Raw genomic sequence first — 24,486 nt, 5'->3', positions numbered from 1 at the left:
TCCGTATGTCTGCCAGTCTGGACAGACCAGCCCTTGATGATCCGGCTTCAACAACTGGAGCGGAACAGAACAGCCCAGCCGACCGTCTGGCTCAGGCCCAGGATGCCCTGAATCGCAAAGACCCTGCGCAGGCTCTCGCTCTCGCCGGCCCCGCTTCCGAAGAAGTCCTGGATATCCCGGCACTCCATTATGTCCGCGCCCGCGCCCTGTTCCACCTTCACCGTTATGAGGACTGTGCAGAGGAGCTTGAGAAGGCCAGCACAAATTCCGGCCCGCACGCGATCACTCTGCTGCTGGATGAAGCCGTCCGCCTGCGCCGACGGGACGACCTGCTTCCCTTACTTGAAATCTGTCGCAGAAGAATGCCACAGGATGCGCGCCTGATGGATGCGGAGGCGACCGTGCTGATCCAGCTTGGCCGCTTCGACGAGGCAGAACTCCTGCTGCGCCAGAGCCTCCAGCAGCATCCCAATAACCGCGGCACGCTCAACCTTCTTGCTCTTCTCCTGACGGAAACAGGCCGCTTCGAAAGCGCGCTCTCTGTCATGGCCGGACTGTGCGAAAGCGACCCGGATGACTGGGAGCCACTTTGCAATATGGCCTGCATTCTCAGCAATGTGGGCCGGATGGAAGAAGCCGCCAATCTTTACCGCAAGGCGGTCCCGATGGCGCCGGGTGACCCAAGGCTCCGGCTGAACCATTCCATCACCATGCTCAAAAGCGGCCGCATGGCGCAGGGCTGGGCCGAGCATGAATGGCGTTTCGGATTACCAGGCCACACCAGTATGCCGCTGGACCGCCTGCTGCCCAATATTTCTCCATCGCTGGATCTCAAGGGCAAGCGCGTCCTCGTCACGCAGGAAGAGGGTCTGGGCGATACACTGATGTATCTGCGCTACATTCCGCCCCTCGCCCGGACAGGCGCCATCGTCCATATCTGGGGCACGGAAACACTGGCTGCAATCTGCGAGCGTGTGACAGGTGCTGCGGAAGTCCAGTTTGGCGGCACAACACCCGAATACGACTATCACTGCCCGTTCATCAGCCTGCCCCGCGCCTTTTCCGGTACGCCAGACGCAATGGGAGCCCCCGTTCCCTATCTCAGCGCGGACCGCCAAAAAGCCGAGATGTGGCGCCAGCGTCTTCAGGATGACCGCAAGTTCAGGGTTGGTCTGGTCTGGGCTGGCGCGGCGCGTCCCGAGGATACGGCGGCCCTGATGGTGGATCGCCAGCGTTCCCTGCCACTTTCCGCACTTGCCCCGCTGGCGGATATCGAAGGTGCAAGTTTTTATTCCCTGCAGAAAGATCGTCCGGCCGAGCAGATCCCCGATTTTCCGGGTGAGCTGATCAATTTCATGCCCGAATGTCACACAATGGACGACACGGCAGCCCTGATGGTGAACCTCGACACCATCGTCTCGGTAGATACATCAGCCGTTCATCTGGCGGGAGGACTTGGCAAGCCCGTCATCATGATGGACCGCGTCAACAACTGCTGGCGCTGGCTGCACGGGCGCGACGATACGCCCTGGTATCCGCAGATGACAATCGTCCGCCAGACCCGCTTTTCGGACTGGTCGGACGTCGTGGAACGCGTGAAACAGCTTCTCGAAGACGCCGTCGCAGCGCAGTAGTTCTTAGTAACTGTAGCCGTAGGACAGACCGATGCTCGACCCGGGATCGTTTTCCGGTGTCGTAAAGCCCGTGACCTGACCACCCGTGCCGACCGTCGTGTTGAACTTCAGCCGCTTCGTCAGGTCGATCTGCACCTGAGCCTGCGTGCCGGAACCGGACGTCGCCTGCTTGGCGCCGACATAGACGCCCTTCATGACGTATTTCCCGGCCTCGACACTGGTGCCGCCATTATCCACACCGCTACCGCCCCCCACGGCCAGACGGTCAAGCCCCAGCAGGTTACGGACCTTGCTCAGCGGATCGAAGGCCGAGCCGCCCGCAAGCTGCACCACGGCCGCGCCAAGTTCCGCCAGCTGTGTCGTAGACAGCGAGTGGCTGTCAGTTCCAAACAACAGGATGGACAGGACCTGATCGCGCGGCAGGCTGGGTGTGGAGGCAAAGTCGATCTTCGGCGCACTGGCATAGCCCGTCACCAGAAGGCTCGCGAGCGTGCCGCTGGCATTGCGGTCGGCCCGGAAATCCAGTGTCGGATCGAGCTTGTGGTTCACGCCCGAGCCGTTGAATGCCACGCGCCCGTTGGTGAAGTTGAGGTTGATCCCGCCCAGGTTGAAATTGCCGCGCTTGAGATCGAAGCCGCCATTGACCGAAGGCTCTGCACTTGTGCCACGGACGCGCAGACGTCCCTGCATTTCTGCAAAAACGCCATGGCCGCGCACGAAGAACTCGCCCGGCGAAATCACGTCCACGCCCAGTCCGATGATCAGGCTCGAGCTGGAAGTAGAAGCCGGTTTCTGCCCGGGACGGATCACCTCAAGCTGCGGCACGGAGGCTGGCATGGAATCCGGAATATTGATCGTGGCGTTGGGAATGGTGACCTTCCCGTCCACGTCAAGCCGCGTCGTGGCCTGCCCATGAATATGCAGGTCGGTATTGACCGTCGCGGTCAGCAGATCACTGGAAACCGGACGGGCATTGTCAGACGTGACATGAATATCCATCGGAATATCCGGCCGGAATGCACCCACCGAACCATCCATGGCAATGGTGCCCGGCCCTGCATGCGCGACGATGTGGTTGATCGCGATGCTGTCGCCGGACGCAACGAGCGCACCATTGATGTGATTGAGATGCACGCCCTGCGCATAGTGGTCGAAGGACGCGTTCTCCAGCGTGACCTGTCCTGTGGCCTGCGGCTGTGCGGCCGTGCCCGCGACATTAAGGTTGATACCGACCTTGCCGGCCATCCCCATGCCGCTGGCCCCCAGAACGGCGTTTCCGACCGACAGATCAACATGCCCCGTAGTCGCAAGGGCCATCGCCCCTGTCTTGGACAGCGGCGCCGTTCCCCGCACTGCGAGCGCGACGGATGGCCCTGCTCCGAGCGTTGCATCCACTTTTGCAGAGCTTCCGGCCAGACCCACATTGGCCAGGATCTGCGCTGCCGGGAGAGACGCGGCAGGGCCGGTCCGCATCCGCAGATCACGCCCGTTCAGCGACACCGTACCGGTCGGCGCGGCCAGCGTTCCCCCGAGTTTCGCGTTAAGCGAAATTGCGCCCGTTGCCGAAAGATCCGGCGCGAAAGGCTTTGCGACCGCAGGCGTGATGTGGTCCAGACGGGCCGTGAGCGCGAGTGCCGGCTTGATCGTGCCGGCAACATCAATCGTCGCCGGCGCGACGCCCTGCGGGGCCACCGTCGCCAGAAGATGATCCACGCCCATCGTCTTGCCGAAGGATACCACGGCCGGGCGGCTCAGACGCAGGCTCTCGCCCTTGGCCAGCGCCGTCAGCTGCCCGAGGCGCACCGTCTTTTCGGGCACGTTCAGGACTAGGGCCGTGTCGATATTCGCCGGGGCATCCATCACGTTCTGGAAGGCCGCGTTCAGCGCAATGGCCATGGCGGTCTGCGGGCCCTTGATCGTGGCATGCGCCCTGCCCGTCATGGCCTGATAGCGCATTCCGGCCAGATCCAGCACGAGGGACGGTTCGGGTGCGTCGATCGGATTGGTAATGGTACCGCTGACCTTCAGGGACTGGACGGCAGCCTGCGCCATCGACATCATCCCGTCCAGACCAAGTTTCACGACAGGCGGTGCACCTTCGGCTTCCGTCGTGTGCAGACCCAGCGTCAGGTGACCTGAAATCGCCTGCCCGATCAGACGCCGGAAATCACCCAGATTGCGGATCGAGATGTCCAGATCCCCGAGCGGGACTTTCGCACCTTTGGGCAGACGGAGCTTGCCCTTCCCGCTCAGGCTGTTCCAGTCCAGCGTGTTGAGGTCCAGATGGTAGGCACCCGCATCATCCTGCTGCAGCGCGGTATCGAGGACGAGTGGCGCATGGTCCAGCGTGCCCTTGGCCGTCAGCGTGCCATCAGGATGGGATGGCAGATGCTGGAAATCCGCATGAAGCGTCACCGGCCCTTTCGCGACTTCCTTTGTGCCGAAATCCCCGTTCAGGTCGGCCTTGACCGCCAGATCATCGGTCGGACCATCTGCCGTGGCCGTCAGCGTCGTATTGCCAAGAATGGCGGGACTGGCCTTGGCAAGATCGGGCAACTGGACAGAGGCTTTCGTCTGCATCCGGTTGCCATGGGCCATGTCGATCACGGACGACACCAGCATGTGCAGGGCCGCCCCATCCAGTCCGAAGCTTTTCAGCGTCAGGACATTGGCGGGGGATTTCGTCAGATCGACCGAGAACGTGCCTGTCTTGCCGATCAGGTTCACGGCCTGTGCCTGACCACCCGTAATCGCGAGCGTTCCCGTGCTTTTCAGCATCAGATCGTCCTGCTTCGTGACCGGCATGGCAAAATCGGCATGCAGCCCCGCACTGCCTTTGAGGTCCGTCTTGCCCATGGCAGCCAGTGGGCGCAGATCCGGCAGGTCGAGATCCAGATGTCCTTTCGCAGCAGGCTTCAGATCCGCTGTGGCCGTGGCATGGAGCAGCGGATGATCCAGCTTCGCCACGATCGGCGCGGATGGTGCCAGCGGGTGCGCCAGAACATCCAGAGTCAGAGGCGCGGACGCCAGAAGCGTGGGCTGGGAGCCCGGGATTCTCAGCCCGTCCAGGGAGGCTGTCAGATGGCCCGTCGCATCATCAGGCTGATCGCTCTCGACGCCTTCGAACTGCGCATGCAGATGCCCGATTCCAGCGCCCGACACGCTCAGGGAGTCGATATCCAGAACGCCCTGCCCGTTCGGCGCCGTCAGCGGACCGTGCAGGTCCGTATCCAGTGCGATCGTGTTCCACGCAATGCCCGGACGCAGCGTCATGGACGGCGCGTTAGCCTTTACATGCAGATCCCCGACACGGGTCAGAAGGTTCATCGTCCCGCTGGCGGACGCCTTGATCGGACCTGCACCCAGACCGAAATCCAGCACTGCCCCCGTACGCGGCCCGTTGAGGTTCAGGTGCAGGTCCAGCGGATCAAGCTGCGGCATCTGCCCGAGTGTGGTGGCAAAACCGTTATCGCCTTCCTGGAACCGCGCCCCGACTGCAATGCGCTTCTTCGGTGTCTGGACGTTCAGTGTCAGGCTGCCCGGCTGGTCGAGCCGCTTCAGGGCCAGCGCCACGTCCATGACCGGCAGCGTCTTCACCGTCACGCCATCCATGAATGGCGCGATGCTGTGAATATGGGCGTGACCATCCAGCGAAAAAGCCGTTGGCGTGACGGTATAGTCCGGCCCGATGTCCAGCCGCCCGACATGCAGGGACGCCAGATCGACGCGCAGATGCAGCTTCGACGGTGTCGTGCTGGTTGTTGTGGGCTTTGCGGGCGTCGTATCCGGCGCAGAGACCATCTTGCGCAGGATGGCCACACGCGCGGCAGTCAGGCTTGCGATCTTTGCGTCCATGTGGATCAGCGACAGCGGCGACCATTTCAGGTCGGCATTATCCAGCTCGATCCAGGGGCCCTTCGTATCCTTGATGAGCAGCTTCGTCACCGCCAGATGATGCGGCAGAAAGCCCGAAAGCCCGGAAATCTCGACCATGCCCCCCGTCAGCGGGCCGATCTTGCGCTCGATCAGGCGCTGGCCGGGCGAGATGTTAATCCCGACCAGAACCCCCGTAACTGCTACGGCCACAAGTCCCACAGGGACAATGACCAGACCGGCCGCAACACGGAGAAGAATCCTGCGAACACGCATCAGAACGTCTCCCCGAGGCCGAAATACAGTTCCCACTTATCGCCGTAAGCCGGACGGTTCATCGGCAGCGCCACATCCACGCGGATCGGGCCGATCGGCGTAAAATAGCGCACGCCACCACCATAGCCGACCCGCAGCGTGCCCTGCCCCGGCCGCGATCCCGTCCCAACCTGACCGGCATCCACGAACCCGGCGAAACCGAGATTCATCGGCAGACGCTGGCGGAACTCGACGCTGCCCGCATCCATCGACGTGCCACCGATGCCGTATTTGGACTTGCCATATTGCGGCCCGACGCCCTGATAGCGGAACCCGCGCACCGTGGCTGGACCACCGGCATAGAGCCGCTGATCGGGCGGGATCTGGTAGGTGGATGCGCCCTGCACCGAGCCTACAATCCCGCGCACGGCAATCACGCTGCGTCCGGGGCGGGAAATGCCGAGATGTTTCAGATCGAAATAGGTCGAGACCTGCGCGGAGAGCAGCGTGAAGAACGACGATCCGCTCTCAAGTGATTCTGAGGGCGTGACCGAAAGCGAGGCGCGGACACCATGCGTTGCCGGGTCGATCGGGTTGGAGAGCCGGGTATTATCGAATGTGGCGTTCAGAGGGGCTGCGATAATGAAGTAGCTCCGCGTGTCCCCGAACTGCTGGATCTGCTCCTGCTCACCCATCACGCCGCCCGAGACGTTCCAGTATTTTCCGACATGCCGGTTCAACCCGGCACGGCCAATGATCGCAGTCTGATGGTAGGAGTACAGAAGCTGGCGGATGCCTTCGAGACGCACGCTCAAATTCTGCCCCTTGGACAGGAAGTCCGGCTTCATAAAATCCGCGTAGACATCATAACCCAAGCCCTGCTGGGCGGAGCCGCCAAGCCCCGTGATCAGGGCCGTCAGGCGCAGCTGTTCGGCATTGCCCAGCAGGTTGTGATGCGTCCAGCTCACACCAACACGCCCGCCCAGATCGGTCGAATATCCAATTTCAGCCGACAGGGTCCGCCGCTTGGCTTCCTTGAAACTGAACTCGATCGGCATGGCCTGAAGGATGCCCGGCATCAGGGTCTTGCCCGGGGGAAGCGTGATGATCGGCGGTGCGTTGCGGACCTGCACGGAGGCGAACACGCCTGTACTCGCCAGATCCTGCCGTGCGGCTTCGATCCGTGACGGACGATACAGCTCGCCCTCCTTGAGCTCCAGCCGGTTCATCAGGTAGCGCTGATTAGTCTGTTTCAGCCCTGTCATGCCGACCGGACCGATCACGACCTTCGGGCCCCGATTGACCCTGAACACGACATCCAGCGTATGCGACTGCGGCTTCAGATAGGCCAGCGGCGTGGACACGCTTGCCGTGGCATAGCCCTCTTCCTGAAGCTGGTTGAGCAGGCTGTTCTGTGCCGCCAGCACATCAGCCGCCACAGCGGGTTGCCCTGACTTCAAACCAAAGGCCTTGCGCTCCTCGGGGAGAAGATTGACCGGCTCCGCTTGGGCAATGGCCTGTTCGGACGTTGCGGCGACTGTTGTGGCCGTAGGCGCCGGAGTTGCGGCTTTCTGATCGGGGGTTCCCTTGGCAGGGGCTTTGTTCACAGGCGCTTTCGCGGCCGGCTGCGACATGGCCGCTACTGTCGGCGCGGTCGGAGCAGGTGCCGCAACGGACGCTGCGGGCGCTTCCTGCGGCGGCGTTGTCAGCGCCACGTCTCCAAGACTGAAGCGTGGGCCGGTCGTGGCCGAGATCGTAATGGCAACCTTCTGGCTCTTGCCCAGCGCCTTGAGAATATCCGGCAGGGAGGGATCCTTACCGTCCACGGTCTGCGACCCCGCCTTGACGCTGATCTTCACTGATCCCGCGTAATATCCCTGCGATTCAAGCGCACTGTTGACCCGCTCATAATCGCTGCGGATACGCCCGGCGAGGGCATAGGCTCCGACGGTATGGGACGTCTGCAGTGACTTGAGCTGCGAGGATGCGCTGATCGCCGCATCCAGATCGGCCTGTTTCGTCGGCGTCAGGGTGACGGCATAGGGAATGGCTGGGTCAGATGTCCCGTCCGTGACCGGCTTTGCATTTACGGCCGGTTTCGAGGCCTTCGCCTCGGCTGAGAGCGGCACACAGAAAACCGTCACGATGCCCAGCGCGCAGGACATCGAGGCAAATGACACAGAAAAAGAAACTGGGCGGCGGCCTGATTTCACCGTGCGTCCTGAAATCGTCTTGAGGGCACTTCCAGCTCATGAAAGCCGGATACGAGAGCGCAGACCGAACGACAGGACTGCTACCGTCCGAGGAACCTTGCACGGCGTTTCCTGTCAAGTCCTCCCGGACAGGAGCGGTCCGGAAAATGCCTTATCAGCTGCCATTACCATATCACGGCCCTGTTCTTGCTCACCGGCAAAAGCGGCTCCCTGCCGGCAAGCGGGAACAAACAAGATTGTGTCGACCCCGCGAAAACCGTATCACTCAGCACCCATGTCCCATCGTGATGCCAAGACACCGAATGGCCGGCGCGGTCACAACCGTCCCGTCCTGGATGGAAATGCCGATTTTCCGGCTTTCCAGCCGACAACGTCGTCCTCCCTGTACAGCCGTCTGCGCTGTGCCCTGCGTCTGTCGCTCGTCCTGATTTGGGCATTCTGGACCTGCAGCATCCAGGCCATTCTGATCCGCCTGCCCGGACGTCTGAAAATCATGATGCCGCGCATTTTCTGGAAAGGCGTGTGCCGGATTCTGGGAATCAAAACCCGCGTCATCGGACAGAGCGCTGGTGGCATCCGCTCGGCCAGGGACGTCCGAGAGGGCAAGCGCCCTGTCGTGTTCGTCGCCAATCACTGCTCCTGGCTGGATATCGCCATTATCGGCAGCGAGCTTCCCGTCGTATTTGTCGCCAAGGGTGAGGTCGGCAAATGGCCGCTCATCGGAACCGCTTCCCGGCTGGGCCGTACCATTTTCGTCAGCCGTAACCGTCAGGAAACCGGCCGCGAGCTGCAGGACATGGCCGAACGCCTGTGGGACGGGGATGACATCGTCCTGTTCCCCGAAGGTACATCTTCGGACGGTTCACGCGTGCTGCCGTTCCTGTCTTCGTTTTTTGCCGTCGCCAAACCCGGGCGACTGGAACAGGTCGGCCTTCCCAAGGCCCCCCCCGTGCTGATTCAGCCTGTTTCCGTGGTCTATGACAGTCTGGAAGGCCTGCCGGTCGGGCGCAGCCGCCGAAATGTCTTCTCATGGTATGGCGACATGGACCTCGCCCCTCACCTCTGGTCCTTCGGCCAGTGGCGGTCCATGGGCGCATCGCTGATGCTTCACGAGCCCATCACGCCGGATGATTTCCGTTCCCGCAAAGAGCTGTCACAGGCGACCTTCGCGGCCGTCAACGGCGGCGCAGCGGAACTCCGACGCGGGTTACCGAACGCGACCGAGTCCTGAAATCTGCGCGAAACCGCGCCCTGTCATCATGTTTGTCTTGACTTGAAGCCTGCCCGCACGCCACTTTCGGCTCATGACACGGTGGCAATCCAGCCTGCGTGTCCGGAGGTGGTGATACCCATTCAGGCCCGTCTGATAATCCGTCGGCCCGTCGCATTCGGTATGCCGTTCCCAGGAACAGGCTTGACCCCGTGGATGCCTGCCCCGATGTGTGTGCCTGATTCTGCCATTCCCGGACCGAGACCTTGACCGCCCCGACTTCCCCGACCATGCCCGCCTCCCCAGATCATGCCGAGACGGGCTCTGCCCGCCGCGGCCTGCATGTCATCACATGGGGCTGCCAGATGAACGTCTATGACAGCGCGCGCATGGCCGATGTGCTGCGCCCGCTGGGTTATGGACCGGTCGAGCGACCCGAAGATGCGGACATGGTCATTCTCAATACCTGCCATATCCGCGAACGGGCGACCGAAAAGGTCTTTTCCGAACTCGGGCGCCTGCGCAAGATCCGTGACGAACGGATGAGCCATGGGGCTGACCGCACCATCATCGCGGTTGCGGGATGCGTGGCTCAGGCGGAGGGTGAAGTTATTCTTTCCCGCGCGCCTTATGTAGATCTGGTGCTCGGCCCGCAGACCTATCACAAACTGCCCGAAATGGTGGCTCGCGCCGCCCGTGCCGGTGGTGCCGTGATCGAGACCGACTTCCCGGTCGAGCAGAAATTCGATTTCCTGCCCACAGATGCCGCCCCCCAGACGCAGGGTAACCTGACGGCGTTCCTCACCATTCAGGAAGGCTGCGACAAGTTCTGTTCGTTTTGCGTGGTGCCCTATACCCGCGGCGCGGAAACGAGCCGCCCGGTCGCTTCGGTGCTCGCCGAGGCCCGCCGGATGGCGGAAAGTGGCGTGCGCGAGATCACGCTGCTCGGACAGAACGTCAACGCCTATCACGGCGATGACGGCAAGGGCGGAAGTGCCACGCTGGCGGGGCTGGTCGAACAGCTCGCACAGATCCCCGGTCTGGGCCGCATCCGCTACATGACGTCCCATCCCCGCGACGTGGATCAGAGCCTGATCGACGCACACCGGGACAATCCGGCCCTCATGCCGTTTCTGCACCTTCCCGTGCAGAGTGGCTCGGACCGGATCCTCAAGGCCATGAACCGCGGTCATACGGCGGACGAATACCGCGAGAGCGTCCGCAAGCTGCGTGACGCCCGCCCGGATCTGGCCCTGTCTTCTGATTTCATCGTCGGCCATCCCGGCGAGACGGAAGAGGATTTCGAAGCGACCATGCAGCTCGTGCGCGATATCGGTTTCGCCATGGCCTACAGCTTCAAATATTCCCCGCGTCCCGGCACGCCGGCTGCCGGTCAGCCGATGCAGGTGCCCGAGGACGTGAAGGATCGCCGTCTGGCCGAACTGCAGGCGCTTCTGCGCGAGCAGCAAGATGCCTTCAATGCCGACATGGTCGGAACGGTGCAGGAAATCCTGGTGACGAACCGGGGCCGCAAGCCCGGGCAGATCGCCGGGCGTTCCCCCTATCTGCAACCCGTTCATTTCGACGGGCCGGATCATCTGATCGGGTCCACCGTCAAGGTCGCCATCACCACGCGCCGCACCAATTCCCTGGGCGGCACCCTGATCCGGGAGACAGCCTCCGCTTGCTGACAACGCACCCGACCCGTCCCGCCGCCACCAGCACTGGCTCCGAAGGCAACCGCACCGTTGCCCTTCGCTTCAATGACAACATCCTGCTCCAGCGCCTGCTGGGGGACCATGACCGGCATCTCGTCCGGCTTGAGGAAGGTTTTGGTGTCAGACTGTCCTGTCGTGGCAACAAGATCGCCATCTCGGGCGAGACGGAATCCGTGGGGCGCGCGCAGGCGGCGATCATCGCGCTGTACAACCAGCTCGAACAGGGCGGCACGATCGATGCCTCGCAGGTCGATGGTGTCATCCGCCTGACGGCCCTGCCGAGCCGTCCGGAACCCCCGATCGAGCAGCGCCCTGCCCGTCCGGCACCTGAAGAGCGACCGCGCCATAACGGTCATCGTCGTCCGGAAAAAGGTCAGGGCAAGCCGCAGAACGCACCTGCGACGGCATTCGGAGACCTGCCCGCCATCAAGACCAAGCGCGGCGTGATCGCACCCCGCTCGCATGGTCAGGCCGCCTATATGGAAATGCTGGCCAATACCGACATGGTGTTCGGCATTGGCCCGGCCGGTACGGGCAAGACCTATCTGGCTGTGGCGCAGGCTGTGGGCATGCCGCTCGCCGGACAGGTGGACCGGATCATTCTCTCGCGCCCGGCCGTCGAGGCCGGTGAGCGCCTCGGCTTCCTGCCGGGCGACATGCGCGAAAAAATCGACCCCTATCTGCGTCCGCTCTATGGCGCCCTGCATGACATGATGCCGGGCGATCAGGTGGTGCGCCGCATGGGGACAGGTGAGATCGAGGTGGCACCGCTCGCTTTCATGCGCGGACGCACTTTGGCTCATTCCTACGTCATTCTGGACGAAGCCCAGAATACGACCGCAGCCCAGATGAAGATGTTCCTCACCCGCATGGGCGAAGGCACACGCATGGCCATCACGGGCGATCTGAGTCAGATCGATCTGCCGAATGGTGTATCATCCGGTCTGCGTGAAGCAGTCGAGACCCTCGAAGGCATCAAGGGAATCGGCATCACGCGCTTTTCTTCCGAAGATGTGGTGCGCCATCCGCTGGTTGCCCGTATCGTCGATGCCTATGAACAGAAAGCGCCAGCCCCCCGGAACGTGTTCCGGAACAGGCTGCGCCGGGAAAACAATGGAACCTCCAAGTCGACACGCCGGTACTGACATCATCATCGAGGACGCCCGCTGGCGCGCCTCGGTTCCGGGGACGGAGCGTGCAATCCGGCGCGCCCTCGTCGCGGTCGCCCGTCAGGGTGGACCCGACTTCACGCAGTCTCCGGCTCCTTCGATCCTTCTGGCGACAGACCGGATCGTCAAGCGCCTCAATGCGCGCTTTCGGGACAAGAACAAGCCCACGAACGTCCTGACGTTCGAGCCCGTTTCGCCCGTGCATGGCGGTGACATCGTGCTCGGTTACGAGACCGTGCGCCGTGAAGCCACGGCAGCCAGACGCTCGCTGCGGGCGCATCTGTCGCATCTTGTGGTGCATGGCGCGTTGCATCTTGCCGGCTACGACCATCATCATCCCGGCGAGGCCCGGGAAATGGAAGGAATTGAGACCCGCACCCTGCGGTCCCTTGGTTTCGGGGACCCGTGGCGCCAGGGAAACTGGCAGCAGGCTGGGAGTGTCCGGATATGAGTGACGATTCAAACGATCGCCTGCCCGAAGAGTCAGGCAAGAGCCGCCCTTCCCGCGGACTTTTCGGACTTTTCAACCGCCGCGGCCGCGATCAGGGCCTGCGTGAGTCCATCGCCACTCTCGTTCAGGAAGCCGGACACCCAGCCGAAGAAGCGGGCGACGAGCCGGAGCTGGATCGTCAGGAACGCGCCCTCATCATGAACGTGCTGCGTCTGCGGGACATCACGGCGGATGACGTCATGATCCCGCGCGCTGACATCGTCGCCATGCCCGAGGCTCTGCCGTTCAACGAAGCCCTCGACCTGATGCGCCGGGAAAACCATTCCCGCCTTCCCGTCTATCGTGACCAGCTCGACGACATCGCCGGCATGATCCATGTGAAGGACCTGATCGCCTATGTCGGCGATCCGGAAGCCTTCGACATCCGACCGCTCCTGCGTCAGCCGCTGATGATCGCGCCCACGATCCCGGTGCTGGACCTGCTGCTACAGATGCGTCAGCGCCAGATGCACATGGCCCTCGTCATCGACGAATATGGCAGCATCGACGGGCTCGTGACGATCGAGGATCTGATCGAAACCATCGTGGGCGACATTTCCGACGAGCATGACGATCCGGTCACGACCATGTGGGTGGAGCGCCCGGATGGTTCGTTCGATATCGACGCCCGCCTTCCCGTCCGGCAGCTTGAGGAGCGCCTTGGCGCCGTGCTGACGGATGCCGAACGCGAAGCCGAGATCGAGACGGTTGGTGGTCTGGTCTTCCGTCTGGCCGAGCATGTCCCGGCCAAGGATGAAGTGCTGACCCATGAGAGCGGTCTGGAGTTCCGCGTGCTGGATGCGGATGCGCGGCATATCCGTTCCCTGCGCATGCGGGTGCCGGATGGCTGGGAAAACAAGCCGCTTCCCACTCTCAAGACGCAGGAAGATGACCGGGGCTCTTGACGGAGCCCCCGTTCATCGTTCGAGTATCCCATCGTTTCCAGCGGAGCCCCGCCCATGTCTGCCCCCTGCTTTCCGGACGCCGCGCCTTTCTCGTGACTGGCGCCGCTCTCGTGGCTACGGCCTCGGTCCCGTTTGTCCGTGCTGAGGATCTTCCGGCCAGCGATCCACGCATGGGGCCACGGGTCATCGGCTCGCCGGATGCAAAAATCATGGTGGATGAGTGGTTCTCGCTGACCTGCTCGCACTGCGCCCATTTCGCACAGGAGGTCTTTCCCCAGATCCGCAGGAACCTGATCGAGACGGGAAAGATCCGCTACCGCTTCCATGACTTTCCGCTCGATCAGGTCGCCCTGCTGGCGGCCATGGTATCGCGCTCCCTGTCCGCCGACCGCTACGAGCCTTTCGTGACCGATCTGCTCGACCATCAGGACCAGTGGGCGTTCGCACAGAACATCGACCCCGTCGCGGAGCTGAAAAAGCGTGCGGCCCTGTTTGGCGTCAATGCTGCGGAGTTCGACCGGATCAATGCCGACGACGCCCTGCGCGAGGCCATCATCAACAAACAGGATCATGATGGCGCTTTCCTCCAGATCCAGGGCACGCCATATTTCCGTATCAATGATGTTGCCGCACCAGACGTGGTGGGCAGTTATGATGATTTTGCCAAAGCAGTCGCAAAGGCTTCCTGAATGACCCGTCTTTCCCTCTCCCGCCGCCTTTTCGTCTCTGCCGCACCGGCCCTCGCCGTTGCTGGCAGCGTGAGCGCGTCCCGTGCCGCTGATGCCGTCGATCCCCGCCTGAGCCCGCGTATCATCGGTAATCCGAACGCCAAGGTTCTGGTTCAGGAATGGTTCTCCCTGACCTGCACGCACTGCGCCCATTTCGCGACAGAAGAGTTCCCGAAGATCAAGGAACAGCTCATCGACACGGGCAAGATCCGCTATCAGTTTCACGATTTCTGCGGTGACCGGGTCGGTCTGACCGCTGCCATGGTTGCACGCTCCCTGCCGGAAGACCGCTACTTACCGTTCCTCGAGGCCCTGTTCTCCAGCCAGATGCAGTGGGCTTTCGCGGCCGGCGGTGACCCGATGCAGCGCCTGCAGCAGATGTCTGCTCTGGCCGGAGTCTCCGCGACGCAGTTCCAGTCTATCAGCCAGGACAATGTCTTTGCGGAAGCCCTGTTCGATCAGGTCAAGAAAGATTCGGACACCTACAACATCCAGGGCACGCCGTATTTCCGCTTCAACAACACGCATTACGACCAGGATCCGGAAACCTACGAAAAATTCGCCGATCTGGTCGCCAAGGCGTCCTGATCCAGAACCGTAGGACCAGTATTTCCATACCCTGATGTCGAGCCGCGCCACGACGATCGACCGCCTGAGCATTGGCGGTTTCAAGAGTTTCGCCGATGAGGTGCGTCTCGATATCCTTCCGGGCCTAACGGGGATCATCGGGCCGAACGGCTGCGGCAAATCCAATGTCGTCGAAGGCCTGCGCTGGGCCATGGGCGAAACCTCGGCCCGCGCCCTGCGGGGCGGAGAACTTGACGACCTGATCTTTGCGGGTACAGGCGCGCGCTCTGCCCGCAACATCGCACAGGTCACGCTCCATCTGAGCAACGCGGCCGGTCTGGCCCCGTCCCCGTTTCAGGACGCAGACGAGCTGGAAATCAGCCGCCGGGCCGAGCGCGGCTCTGGCAGCGAATACCGCATCAATGGCCGCGTCATGCGTGCCCGTGACGTCCAGACGCTCTTTGCCGATCTGGCATCCGGTGCACGCAGTTCCGCCATCATCAGCCAGAACCGTGTCGGCCAGCTTATCGCGGCCAAGCCGGAAGAGCGGCGCCTGCTGCTCGAAGAGGCCGCCGGCATCACAGGCCTGCACGCCCGGCGCCACGACGCCGAACTCAAGCTGCGCCAGACCGAGACCAATCTTTCCCGTGCCGAGGATCTGCGTCTTCAACTCGAGGAACGGCTGGAAAGCCTTGAGGGCCAGACCGTTCAGGCCCGGAAATATCGCGAGATTTCCGAAAAGATCCGCACGACGGAAACCGAGCTTCACGCCCTGCTCCATGCCCGCGCCAATCTGGCCGTCCAGCGCAGCCGGGACGATCTCGCCAAGGCGCGCGAAGATCTCAAAAAGGCGGAACAGGCTGCCGAAGCCGCGGCCATTGCCGAGTTCGAAGCCCGCAAGGCAGCACCCGATGCCCGCGAGGAAACGGACCGTCTGCGCAGTACCTTGGAGCGACTGAAGGTTCAGTCCGAAACCCTGCGTCAGGATCTTGAACGCGCCCGACAGACCGAGTCCGAAACCCGCGCGCGTCTGGAACAGGCTCAGGGTGATCTTGCCCGGAGCGAAGCCAGCCTTGCGGCCGATCGCGCGGCCCATACAGCTGCAACGGAAGAATGTTCCGCCCTTGAAGCCGAGGCCGCCGCTCTCCCTGCGCAACGCAGTGCCTGTGCAGCCGAATGTGACGGCCTTGCCGCGCTTGAAAAAGATCAGGCGAGCGCTTTCGAAGAGGCAACCCGCCTGCGTGACGCCGAAGCCATTCGACGGGATGCCGTCATGGAAGGGCTGGATGCCCTGACCATCCGGCTTGATGCGGAAGTCGGGGCACTGGAAGCACTCACAACAGAAATCACAGCGCTGGATCAGGCCACTCCCGATAACGCGACGCTCAACACGCTGCGTCAGAACGCAGCATCGATGCAGGAACAGTCAGAGACTGCCAGCCGACGCGAACAGGATTGCGCCAGTGCGTTGCAGGATGCGCGGCTGAAGGCCGAACTGGACGGTCGCGCCCTGACGGAAGGAAAGAACCGCCTCGAAACCCTGCAGGCCGCCGAGGCCGATCTGGACCGGCGCCTTCAGACGACCGAAAGCCAGATCCAACAGGACCGGACCACGCGCGAGACAGCCCAGACTGCGCTCCTGAGCGAACAGGCCCGGACCGAACTCGAGACGGCCCGCAATGCCGCAGTGCTGGCCCTGAACGAAGCGAGCGAGCGCGAAGAGCAGGCGCGGCAGGAACAGGAGCAGCTCGGCACGCTGTGACTCGAATCTCGCGCGGCGGCCGAAGAGGGCGCGCAACGTCAGAAAGCCCTTTTGCGCGCTGTTGAGCAGAACCGATACACTCTCGATCAGGCTCGGCAGAAAGCGGAATCGGCTACGGCCATTGAAGCAGAGGCCAGGACGGCGCTCGTGCCTGAACAGACTGTTCAGGAGGCGGTCAGTGCCGTTGCCCGGATCGAAGACCGCCTGAATGGTCTTCAGGATGCACTGACGAAAGCCGAAGCCAGTCTCACGGAGAGGCGCGAACGGGAAAATCAGACCCGGCATGCCCTTTCGGAACTGGAAACACTGATCCTGCGGACGCAGGGAGAATGTGAAGGGCTTGAACAGAGCCTGAATGCGGTAGTCGCCCAGCCTGACCCGCTGGAGGATGCACTGGACCTTCCGGCGGACATGGCCCGGGCCGTCGCAGCCGTGCTGGCGGATGGTCTGGACGCCTCGCTCGCACCCGATACCACGCCCGCCGACCGGCGCTGGCGCGCACTGGACCGGATGGGTGTGACGGAGCTGCCGTCATGCCGGGCGCTTTCTACACTCATTGAAGCACCCGAAGCCCTGATGCGCTGTCTGGACGCAGCGTTTCTGCTTGAAGACGAAGCCGCAGGGCCCCGTTTGCAGAAAGCGCTCCATCCGGGTCAGGTCCTCGTCGGCCGTAGTGGCGCGCTGTGGCGCTGGGACGGGTTTACGCGCTCAGCCGATGCGCCGGATGCTGGTGCGGTGCGGCTCGAACAGCGTCAACGCCTGACGGAAGCTCGCGCCCTCCTTCAGTCTCACGAAGCTTCCCAGCCCGCACTGAGCGAAAGCCGTGCCTCTGCCATCCGCGCCCGCGAACAGGCCGAAGCAGACCTCGCAACATTGCGCAGGGATCGGGCAACGCTGGAACCACAACTGGCCGAAGCGAGGACCGTCGCCTCCAGACTCGAACAGAAAGCCGCATTGGCGCGAACCCACTGGGAACAGGCCACACAACGCCGACAGGAAGCGGACGATGCACTGACGCTGGCACAAACTGCCACGACGCAGGCCGAAGCAGAATGTGCGGCTCATCCCGCGCCCGACGCTCTTCAGGCCAGAGCCACAGCCTGCGCGGAAGATGCCGAAAACGCTCGCAATGCACTCCGAGCAGCCAGCACCCGGTTGCAGGAAGCCCGGAGCACTGCAGACACCGCTGCTCGTGCCCTCGATCAGGCCATCCTGCGTCATGATGCGGCACGCTCCCGCCTGCAGGATCTGGACGATGGACTGGCACGTCTGAAAGAGGAGCACGCACGGCTCACGACCCAGAGGATCTCGCTTCAGCAGCAGAACAACCGCCCTGACATAATCGCCCTGACAACCGCCGCACAGGCCTCACAGAATGTTCTTGATGCCGCCGGCTCTGCGGCCGATGCGGCGTCACATACTGCGCGGGAGAGCCGCGAACAGGCAACCCGCCTGATGCGGGAACTTCAGGCGCTCGATCAGTCCGCCGCAACAGCCCAAGCTCGCCGCTCCGCCCTTGAACCCCGGCGGGCGGACCTTCAGGCGCTGGTCGGACGTCTTCGGGAAGACCATGCCAGACGGACGGCTGAACTGGCTGAACGTCCCGAACCCGCCGTGCTGGAACAGGCTGTTCTGGACGCTGCGGCTCCTCTCCAGCAGACGCGTCACCTGTTGGAGGAGGCGCGGACCGAGAGCAGCCGCCTGTCCCTCGAAGAGGTTCGCCTGACCGGAGCGCTGACTGCCGTCCGCGCCCGTCTTGAAACACTCGCCAGCCGGATTGCCACGGAAGAGGCCAGCCTCGCCCAGCTTCGCGGCCGCCATGATGTATTGCAGGAGAGCTTTCAGACTGCGAGCGCTCTGCCCGCCGAGCTGGAACATAAACTCGCCGGTCACGATCAGACCCTGACGGAGGCCCAGAATGCGTATGATGCAGCGCGCGCCCGTGACGAGGCCGCAGGGGTTGCTGGACTGGAAGCGCAGGAACAGCGACGCAATGCCGACCTTGCACTCGCGGCTGGACGCGAAGCGATCGCACGCCTGACCGAGCGGGCCGAACAGGCGGTTGCTGCCCGCGAGCGCCTGCTGGCGGACAGCGAACCGCCACAGGGCAGCGCTCAGGGGGGAGCCTATCCGTCCGATCTGTCCGAGCAGGCCGAGACATCCACCCGCCGCCGTCTTTCCCGCCTGAACCGCGAGCGTGAAGACCTCGGCGCCGTCAATCTCCGGGCAGAAGCCGAGTTCGAGGAAGCGCGTGAGACGGCCGAAACCATCGCCCGTGAACATGCCGAACTGACCGCCGCCATCAACAGGCTGCGCGGCGGGATCGGCACGATCAATCGTGAGGGGCGCGAGCGGCTTCTGGCGGTTTTCACGGAAGTGGACCGGCATTTCCAGTCCCTGTTCGCCCGCATGTTCGGTGGCGGACGCGCGCATCTGGGCATGGTCGGCAGCGATGATCCGCTGGAAGCCGGGCTGGAAATCTTTGCCCAGCCGCCGGGCAAAAAGCTCTCGACGCTGTCCCTGCTTTCGGGTGGCGAACAGGCCCTGACCGCGCTTTCGCTGATCTTCGCAACCTTTCGCTGTAACCCGGCCCCGATCTGCGTGCTTGATGAAGTTGACGCGCCACTCGATGATGCGAATGTCGAGCGTTTCTGCTCTCTGCTGTCCGACATGACCAAGGAAGCCGGCACGCGGTTTCTGGTCGTGACGCATCATCAGCTGACAATGGCGCATATGGATCGACTTTATGGTGTCACGATGCAGGAGCGTGGTGTAAGCCGGGTTCTGTCAGTCGATCTGGGGCGCGCCGCAGCGCTTGTGGACGGCTGAGGTCAATTTTCTCAAACAGATAAATTGACGTTGGACCGTTCTGGCCCTTTGATAGAAGGAAAACCAGAAAGCACGCGCCATCTTCGTTGATCCACCCCTTCCCGACCCCATCATGACGCGAATCCGTGAACACGGTCTCCGCGTGGTGGGAGACGTGCATGGTGATTTCAACGCTTTCCGGCACGCAACGGCGACGGACCGCTTCGTCATCCAGCTTGGGGACCTTGTTGATCATGGCCCCGACAGCGCTGGCGTCATGGAGCTGATGCTCGAACTGCTGGAGCAGCAGCGTGGCCTCTTTATCCTCGGCAATCATGACCGCAAGCTCGGCCGCGCCCTCGAAGGCCGTCGTCTGAGGCGTGATCCGCCGCTTGAAGAAACGCTCCGGCAGATTTCCCTTCCCGAATATGAAGGCCTGCCTGAGCGCGTCTATGAGGCGATCGACAAGGCCCCGACATGGCTGCGGATCGGACGCTCCCTGTTCGTGCATGGCGGATTTCACACAGCGATGCTGTCCCTCTCCCCCGTGCCGGGTCTGGGGGAGATGTCCGCGCCACTCTCCCGCGCCCTTTTTGGTGAAACCACCGGCCGCATGCAGCCGGATGGCTATCCCGAACGCCGCCTGACCTGGATCAACCGCATCCCCGAGGGGATGACGGTCTATGTCGGCCATGACCGCCGCTCGACCGACGGACGCCCCTGGCGCCGGACGGGTCGTCTGGGCGGTACGGCCGTCTTTACCGATCTCGGTGCCGGAAAAGGCGGCCATCTTGCATGGATTGATCTGAATGAACCCTAAGCCTGTGTCTTCCACGCCCCGCAACCCTGATCCTGCCGGTTCCGATCCTGCACTGGCCGAACTCGAGCGCCTGCGCGCCAGCATCGACAATATCGACGCCGCGCTGATCCACATGCTGGCCGAGCGCTTTCGCTGCACGCAGGAAGTCGGAAAACTCAAGGCCCGCGCCCATCTTCCTCCCGCTGACCCTTCCCGGGAAACGCGACAGATTGAACGTCTGCGCCAGCTTGCGAATGACGCACATCTGGACCCCGATTTCGCCGAGAAGTTTCTTGCGTTCGTTATCCGTGAGGTAATCCGCCATCACGAAGCCATCGCCGCAAACGCCCGTCAGGCATCGAAAGGCTGATATCCATGCGCCGCCTCCTTCTTCTGCGCCATGCCGAAGCCGTTCCTCACGTCCGGACGGAGAGCGGCGACCGCGCCCGTGTGCTCACACCAGCGGGGCAGGAACAGGCCGCCAGTATTGGCCGGCAGATTGCCACGCTTGACCTGCCCACCCCCATACAGATCCTGTGCAGCCCCGCTGCACGGACCCGGCAGACCGCACAGGGCGTGCTGGATGCATTGAGCAATGCGCCTGCCGTCACGATCGAAGACAGCTTTTATTCCGCCGTGGCAGATGATTTTTACGGCCTCATCCACGCCACGTCCGAAGCCGTTCAAACGCTGCTGATCGTTGGCCACAACCCCACCATTAGCGAATTTGCCTGTGACCTCCTTGGTCCGGCCCTTCAGAGCCCGCAGTTCTCAGCGCTCAACCGGGGCTATCCACTGGCGGGGCTGACGGTTTTTGACGTTCCGGGAAACTGGCTGGACGTCCGACCGTCCACGGTCCAGCCCGTCAAACTGCTTCAACCTTGAAAATATCATCCGAAGGGCGTCTCTGGACATAAAAAACCTTTCGGACGTAAAACAGAATAATATCCTTACTCTCAGGCCGGTTTGTCATTCCCATGTCCGAAAAACGCTCCGCAACCTTTGGTCTCGATGGCCTCAGCCGTCAGTTTCCAGTTCTGGAAGGGACAATCGGTCCGGACGTCGTGGACATGCGTGCCCTGTCTCAGAAAACAGGCATGTTCTCCTATGATCCGGGACTGGGAAGCACGGCCACCTGCACCAGCGCCATCAGCTATATTGACGGCGACAAGGGCGTGCTGCTGCACCGTGGCTATCCGATCGAGGATCTGGCCCTCAACGCCAGCTTCACCGAAACGGCCTATCTGCTGCTCTATGGCGAACTGCCGACCGCCGCGCAGTATCAGGCCTTCCGCACGGACATGAACACCCATCGCCTGCTGAACGAGCAGATCCGGAACTTTTTCAACGGCTTCCGCCGTGATGCGCATCCCATGGCCATCCTGTGCGGCACGGTCGGCGCGCTTTCGGCCTTTTATCATGATGATGTGGACATTTCGCAGCCTGCGACCCGCGATCTTTCGGCACGCCGTCTGATCGCCAAGGTCCCGACGATTGCGGCCTGGGCCTACAAATATTCCATCGGCGAGCCCTTCATCTATCCCGATGAAGAAATGTCGTTCTCCGAGAATTTCCTGCACATGCTGTTTGCCCGGCCGGGCAATCACTACCGGGTCAATCCGGTGCTGGCGCGCGCGATGGATCGCATCCTTCTGCTGCATGCCGATCATGAGCAGAATGCCTCCACGACGACCGTGCGCCTCGTCGGCTCAACCGGTGCGAACCCCTATGCCTGTATTGCGGCAGGTATTGCAGCACTCTGGGGGCCGGCGCATGGCGGGGCCAATGAAGCCGCTCTCAGCATGCTGGAATCCATCGGCACCCGTGACGGCATCCCGGCCTTTCTTGAGCAGGTCAAGAACCGCAATTCCGGCGTGCGCCTGATGGGCTTCGGCCACCGCGTTTACAAGAATTTCGACCCGCGCGCGAAGATCCTTCAGGCGACCTGTCACGAGGTCATCGAGGAACTCGGCCTCAAGCGCGATCCGCTGCTCGACCTGGCCATGGAGCTGGAGCGCGTAGCCACGGAGGACGACTATTTCGTCAGCCGCCGCCTCTATCCGAATGTGGATTTCTATTCCGGACTGATCCTCAAGGCGCTTGGGATTCCCAAGAGCATGTTCACCGTTCTGTTCGCGGTCGCGCGGACGGTCGGCTGGGTCAGTCAGTGGAAGGAAATGATCGAGGAGCCATCCGTGCGCATCAGCCGCCCGAGGCAGCTCTATATCGGCGCAGCGGAACGGAGTTTCGTCCCGATGAGCGAGAGGAGCTAAGGCTCCTCTACGGGGTTCAGCAGTCGCAACCCGGCGTCTGGCCGCGGGCCTGACGGACGACGTGATGATCGATCCATTCGGCCACGAGCCGTCTGGCCTCTTTCACGGAGGATTCGGGATGATGGATACGGTACAGCGTCGTGCAGGCCGCAAAGGCCTGCATGTCCGGCTGTCCGACTTCCCGCAGTTCCTGATAGGCCGTCACAACAGCGCGTTCGCATTTCCGGCCGATCCGGCTGGTCTCTATGCTCACTTCTGATCCTGCCGTAAATGAGAATGAATATCGATATCTCTCCCTAGAACTCCACGGCTTCCCATGCAAGCACGAAGATCGAGGGGACCGAAGACACTGACAGGTCCGATTAAAATTCATCCGTTCCGAAACCGGGCCATATTGCCCCTACCCTTCCTGGCAGCGGCCCGGTAAACCACGAGAAAACGACGTCAGCGGAGACAAGCATGACCCAGTTCGCCGATAGCCCGATGGCGGGCCGCACCCAGTGGGACCGTGACGCGGCCCTCACCACGGCCCGCATCCTGCTTGAAATCAAGGCCATCAATTTCCGTCCGGAAGAGCCCTACACCCTGACGTCCGGCTGGAAATCCCCGGTCTATATCGACTGCCGCAAGATCATCTTCTTCCCCCGCGCCCGCACCAAGATCATGGAACTGGCTGTCGAGAAAATCGGCCGCCATATCGGCTATGAAAGCATCGACGCTGTCGTAGGCGGTGAGACCGCCGGTATCCCGTTCGCCGCCTGGATTGCGGACCGGATGATGACGCCGATGGCCTATGTCCGTAAAAAGCCCAAGGGCTTCGGCCGTAACGCGCAGATCGAAGGTGATGTGCCCGAAGGTATGCGCACCCTGCTGGTCGAGGACCTGACGACGGACGGCGCCTCCAAGATCCGATTCGCCAATGCCCTGCGTGACGCAGGCGCCATCGTGAACCATACCTTCGTCGTGTTCTTCTATGGCGTGTTTCCCGGCGCTCACAAGACGCTGGCAGACATGGACATTTCGCTCCATTCGCTCTGCACCTGGTGGGACGTTCTGGAAGCCTGTGCCGGGGGTGACTATTTCTCCGAAAAGGACAGCGCCGAAGTCCGCCGCTTCCTGGAAGACCCGTGCGGCTGGTCCAAGAAGCATGGCGGCGTGAGCAGCGCGGAAGAGGCGCTGGCTCTCAAGGCCAAAGCCGAAGCCTGATGGACACTGGCGCATCCGTGCCAGCCGGCCGGAGTCTGGTTTTTGACTCCGGCATTGGTGGGATGGGTGTCGTGCAGGCCTTGCGCGATCTCCTCCCCGCCCTCCATATCGATTACCTCGCCGATACGGCCCTGTTTCCCTATGGCGAACAGCCGGACGACCTGCTGACCTCCCGGATCGTCAGCCTTCTGGTCTGCGCCTGCGAGGAACTTCAGCCTGACGTACTGGTCATCGCCTGCAACACCGCCAGCACGATTGCCCTTCCTGCCCTTCGAAAACAGCTGAAGATTCCGGTAGTCGGATGCGTACCCCCGATCCGCTGGGCCGGACGTGTTTCGACAAGCCGGGTCATCGGCCTGCTTTCGACATCCGCGACCGCACGACGCCCTTACATCCTTCAGCTTCACCGGGACTTTGCATCAGATTGTCGCCTGATCACGCATGGCGCCCGCAGGCTGGCCGATCTGGCCGAGCGCGCCTTTCTGGGTGAAACCATTGCGGATGCGGACGTGCAGCACGAACTGCACTGTCTTTTCAGCCAGCCTCATGGCGACGAGATCGATACTGTCGGACTGGGCTGCACCCATTATACATTTCTGATGGATGCCTTCGAGCGCCTGTCACCGGATGGCGTGACCTGGCTGGACCCAGCCCCCGCCGTTGCCCGTCAGGTCAGAACAGTTTTGCAGACTGCCGAACGCCTGTCTGAAGCCTCGCAGGCAGGCAGGCTTCTCATGACCCGCGCGCCCCATGAAGCGGCCAGGCTGGAAGCCGCGGCAAAGCGGCTCGGGTTCAATGAATGGGAGCTGTTTACGGCTCCCGCCTTACAGACAGCGGAAGCCTGAAAAAACGCCCTGCCGGTTAGCAGCAGGGCGT

At 62.6% G+C, this 24,486-nt stretch carries 19 protein-coding genes; 16 read left to right on the top strand and 3 right to left on the bottom strand.

All coding sequences use genetic code 11. From position 1 onward, the window contains the following. The first annotated feature begins 5 nt into the window (after window positions 1–5). A complete protein-coding gene (locus GRO01_RS03490) occupies window positions 6–1,634 on the top strand; it encodes a tetratricopeptide repeat protein (RefSeq protein WP_083541362.1) in 1,629 nt (542 codons plus the stop codon). A 3-nt stretch (window positions 1,635–1,637) separates the two neighbouring features. Here GRO01_RS03490 and GRO01_RS03485 read toward each other — a convergent pair whose 3' ends face one another. Both GRO01_RS03485 and GRO01_RS03480 read right to left on the bottom strand, forming a co-directional pair. Further along, window positions 1,638–5,783 (bottom strand): translocation/assembly module TamB domain-containing protein, encoded by a 4,146-nt coding sequence (locus GRO01_RS03485; protein ID WP_062509251.1) that lies wholly within the window; start codon window positions 5,781–5,783, stop codon window positions 1,638–1,640. Continuing rightward, a complete protein-coding gene (locus GRO01_RS03480; RefSeq protein ID WP_244926364.1) occupies window positions 5,783–7,942 on the bottom strand; it encodes an autotransporter assembly complex protein TamA in 2,160 nt (719 codons plus the stop codon). The genes GRO01_RS03485 and GRO01_RS03480 overlap by 1 nt, the downstream gene beginning before the upstream one ends. 307 nt (window positions 7,943–8,249) lie before the next feature. On the opposite strand from GRO01_RS03480, the gene GRO01_RS03475 reads away from it, so the two are divergent. From GRO01_RS03475 to GRO01_RS03420, 13 genes are all read left to right on the top strand, one after another. Continuing rightward, the gene (locus tag GRO01_RS03475) at window positions 8,250–9,206 is read left to right on the top strand and encodes a lysophospholipid acyltransferase family protein (RefSeq protein WP_062509253.1); all 957 of its coding nucleotides are present in this window, start codon (window positions 8,250–8,252) and stop codon (window positions 9,204–9,206) included. A 269-nt stretch (window positions 9,207–9,475) separates the two neighbouring features. Continuing rightward, window positions 9,476–10,876, top strand: a complete 1,401-nt coding sequence (gene miaB, locus GRO01_RS03470) for a tRNA (N6-isopentenyl adenosine(37)-C2)-methylthiotransferase MiaB (RefSeq protein ID WP_083541363.1) — start codon at window positions 9,476–9,478, stop codon at window positions 10,874–10,876. Then, window positions 10,870–12,048, top strand: a complete 1,179-nt coding sequence (locus GRO01_RS03465) for a PhoH family protein (protein ID WP_062509255.1) — start codon at window positions 10,870–10,872, stop codon at window positions 12,046–12,048. Before miaB ends, GRO01_RS03465 begins: the two co-directional genes overlap by 7 nt. Further along, window positions 12,017–12,523 (top strand): rRNA maturation RNase YbeY, encoded by a 507-nt coding sequence (gene ybeY / locus GRO01_RS03460; RefSeq protein WP_062509257.1) that lies wholly within the window; start codon window positions 12,017–12,019, stop codon window positions 12,521–12,523. The genes GRO01_RS03465 and ybeY overlap by 32 nt, the downstream gene beginning before the upstream one ends. Beyond that, window positions 12,520–13,467 carry a hemolysin family protein gene (locus GRO01_RS03455; RefSeq protein ID WP_141306763.1) on the top strand — a complete coding sequence of 316 codons (948 nt, stop codon included), beginning with the start codon at window positions 12,520–12,522 and terminating at the stop codon, window positions 13,465–13,467. The genes ybeY and GRO01_RS03455 overlap by 4 nt, the downstream gene beginning before the upstream one ends. Window positions 13,468–13,532: 65 nt before the next feature. Beyond that, complete coding sequence (locus tag GRO01_RS03450) at window positions 13,533–14,156, top strand: thioredoxin domain-containing protein (protein WP_062509410.1); 624 nt, start codon at window positions 13,533–13,535, stop codon at window positions 14,154–14,156. Continuing rightward, window positions 14,157–14,783 carry a thioredoxin domain-containing protein gene (locus tag GRO01_RS03445; RefSeq protein WP_062509261.1) on the top strand — a complete coding sequence of 209 codons (627 nt, stop codon included), beginning with the start codon at window positions 14,157–14,159 and terminating at the stop codon, window positions 14,781–14,783. A gap of 34 nt (window positions 14,784–14,817) precedes the next feature. Continuing rightward, window positions 14,818–16,524 (top strand): AAA family ATPase, encoded by a 1,707-nt coding sequence (locus GRO01_RS13525; RefSeq protein WP_231490279.1) that lies wholly within the window; start codon window positions 14,818–14,820, stop codon window positions 16,522–16,524. A gap of 411 nt (window positions 16,525–16,935) precedes the next feature. After that, window positions 16,936–19,353, top strand: a complete 2,418-nt coding sequence (locus GRO01_RS13520) for a coiled-coil domain-containing protein (protein WP_408874199.1) — start codon at window positions 16,936–16,938, stop codon at window positions 19,351–19,353. 112 nt (window positions 19,354–19,465) lie between these two features. Continuing rightward, complete coding sequence (locus GRO01_RS03435) at window positions 19,466–20,152, top strand: metallophosphoesterase (protein ID WP_062509263.1); 687 nt, start codon at window positions 19,466–19,468, stop codon at window positions 20,150–20,152. Beyond that, the gene (locus GRO01_RS03430; protein WP_062509265.1) at window positions 20,142–20,501 is read left to right on the top strand and encodes a chorismate mutase; all 360 of its coding nucleotides are present in this window, start codon (window positions 20,142–20,144) and stop codon (window positions 20,499–20,501) included. The genes GRO01_RS03435 and GRO01_RS03430 overlap by 11 nt, the downstream gene beginning before the upstream one ends. Window positions 20,502–20,506: 5 nt before the next feature. Next, window positions 20,507–21,016, top strand: a complete 510-nt coding sequence (locus GRO01_RS03425; protein WP_174787394.1) for a SixA phosphatase family protein — start codon at window positions 20,507–20,509, stop codon at window positions 21,014–21,016. Window positions 21,017–21,108: 92 nt separating this feature from the next. After that, entirely contained in the window at window positions 21,109–22,404 is a 1,296-nt protein-coding gene (locus tag GRO01_RS03420; protein WP_062509269.1) for a citrate synthase, read from the top strand. A gap of 16 nt (window positions 22,405–22,420) precedes the next feature. Here the strand turns inward: GRO01_RS03420 and GRO01_RS03415 are convergent, their stop codons facing one another. Then, on the bottom strand, window positions 22,421–22,657 hold the full coding sequence (locus tag GRO01_RS03415; RefSeq protein ID WP_024716776.1) for a hypothetical protein: 237 nt from the start codon (window positions 22,655–22,657) through the stop codon (window positions 22,421–22,423). Between the two features lie 206 nt (window positions 22,658–22,863). Between GRO01_RS03415 and GRO01_RS03410 the strand changes: the two genes are divergently transcribed. Both GRO01_RS03410 and murI read left to right on the top strand, forming a co-directional pair. After that, the gene (locus tag GRO01_RS03410) at window positions 22,864–23,610 is read left to right on the top strand and encodes an orotate phosphoribosyltransferase (protein WP_062509270.1); all 747 of its coding nucleotides are present in this window, start codon (window positions 22,864–22,866) and stop codon (window positions 23,608–23,610) included. Then, window positions 23,610–24,455 (top strand): glutamate racemase, encoded by an 846-nt coding sequence (gene murI / locus GRO01_RS03405; protein WP_083541364.1) that lies wholly within the window; start codon window positions 23,610–23,612, stop codon window positions 24,453–24,455. The genes GRO01_RS03410 and murI overlap by 1 nt, the downstream gene beginning before the upstream one ends. Window positions 24,456–24,486: the final 31 nt, after the last annotated feature.

Origin of the sequence: Gluconobacter roseus NBRC 3990 (assembly GCF_006538885.1) — a bacterium.
Taxonomy (GTDB): Bacteria; Pseudomonadota; Alphaproteobacteria; order Acetobacterales; family Acetobacteraceae; genus Gluconobacter; species Gluconobacter roseus.
The sequence above is the reverse complement of the archived record's forward strand: the minus strand, read 5'-3'. Positions and strand labels throughout refer to the sequence as shown.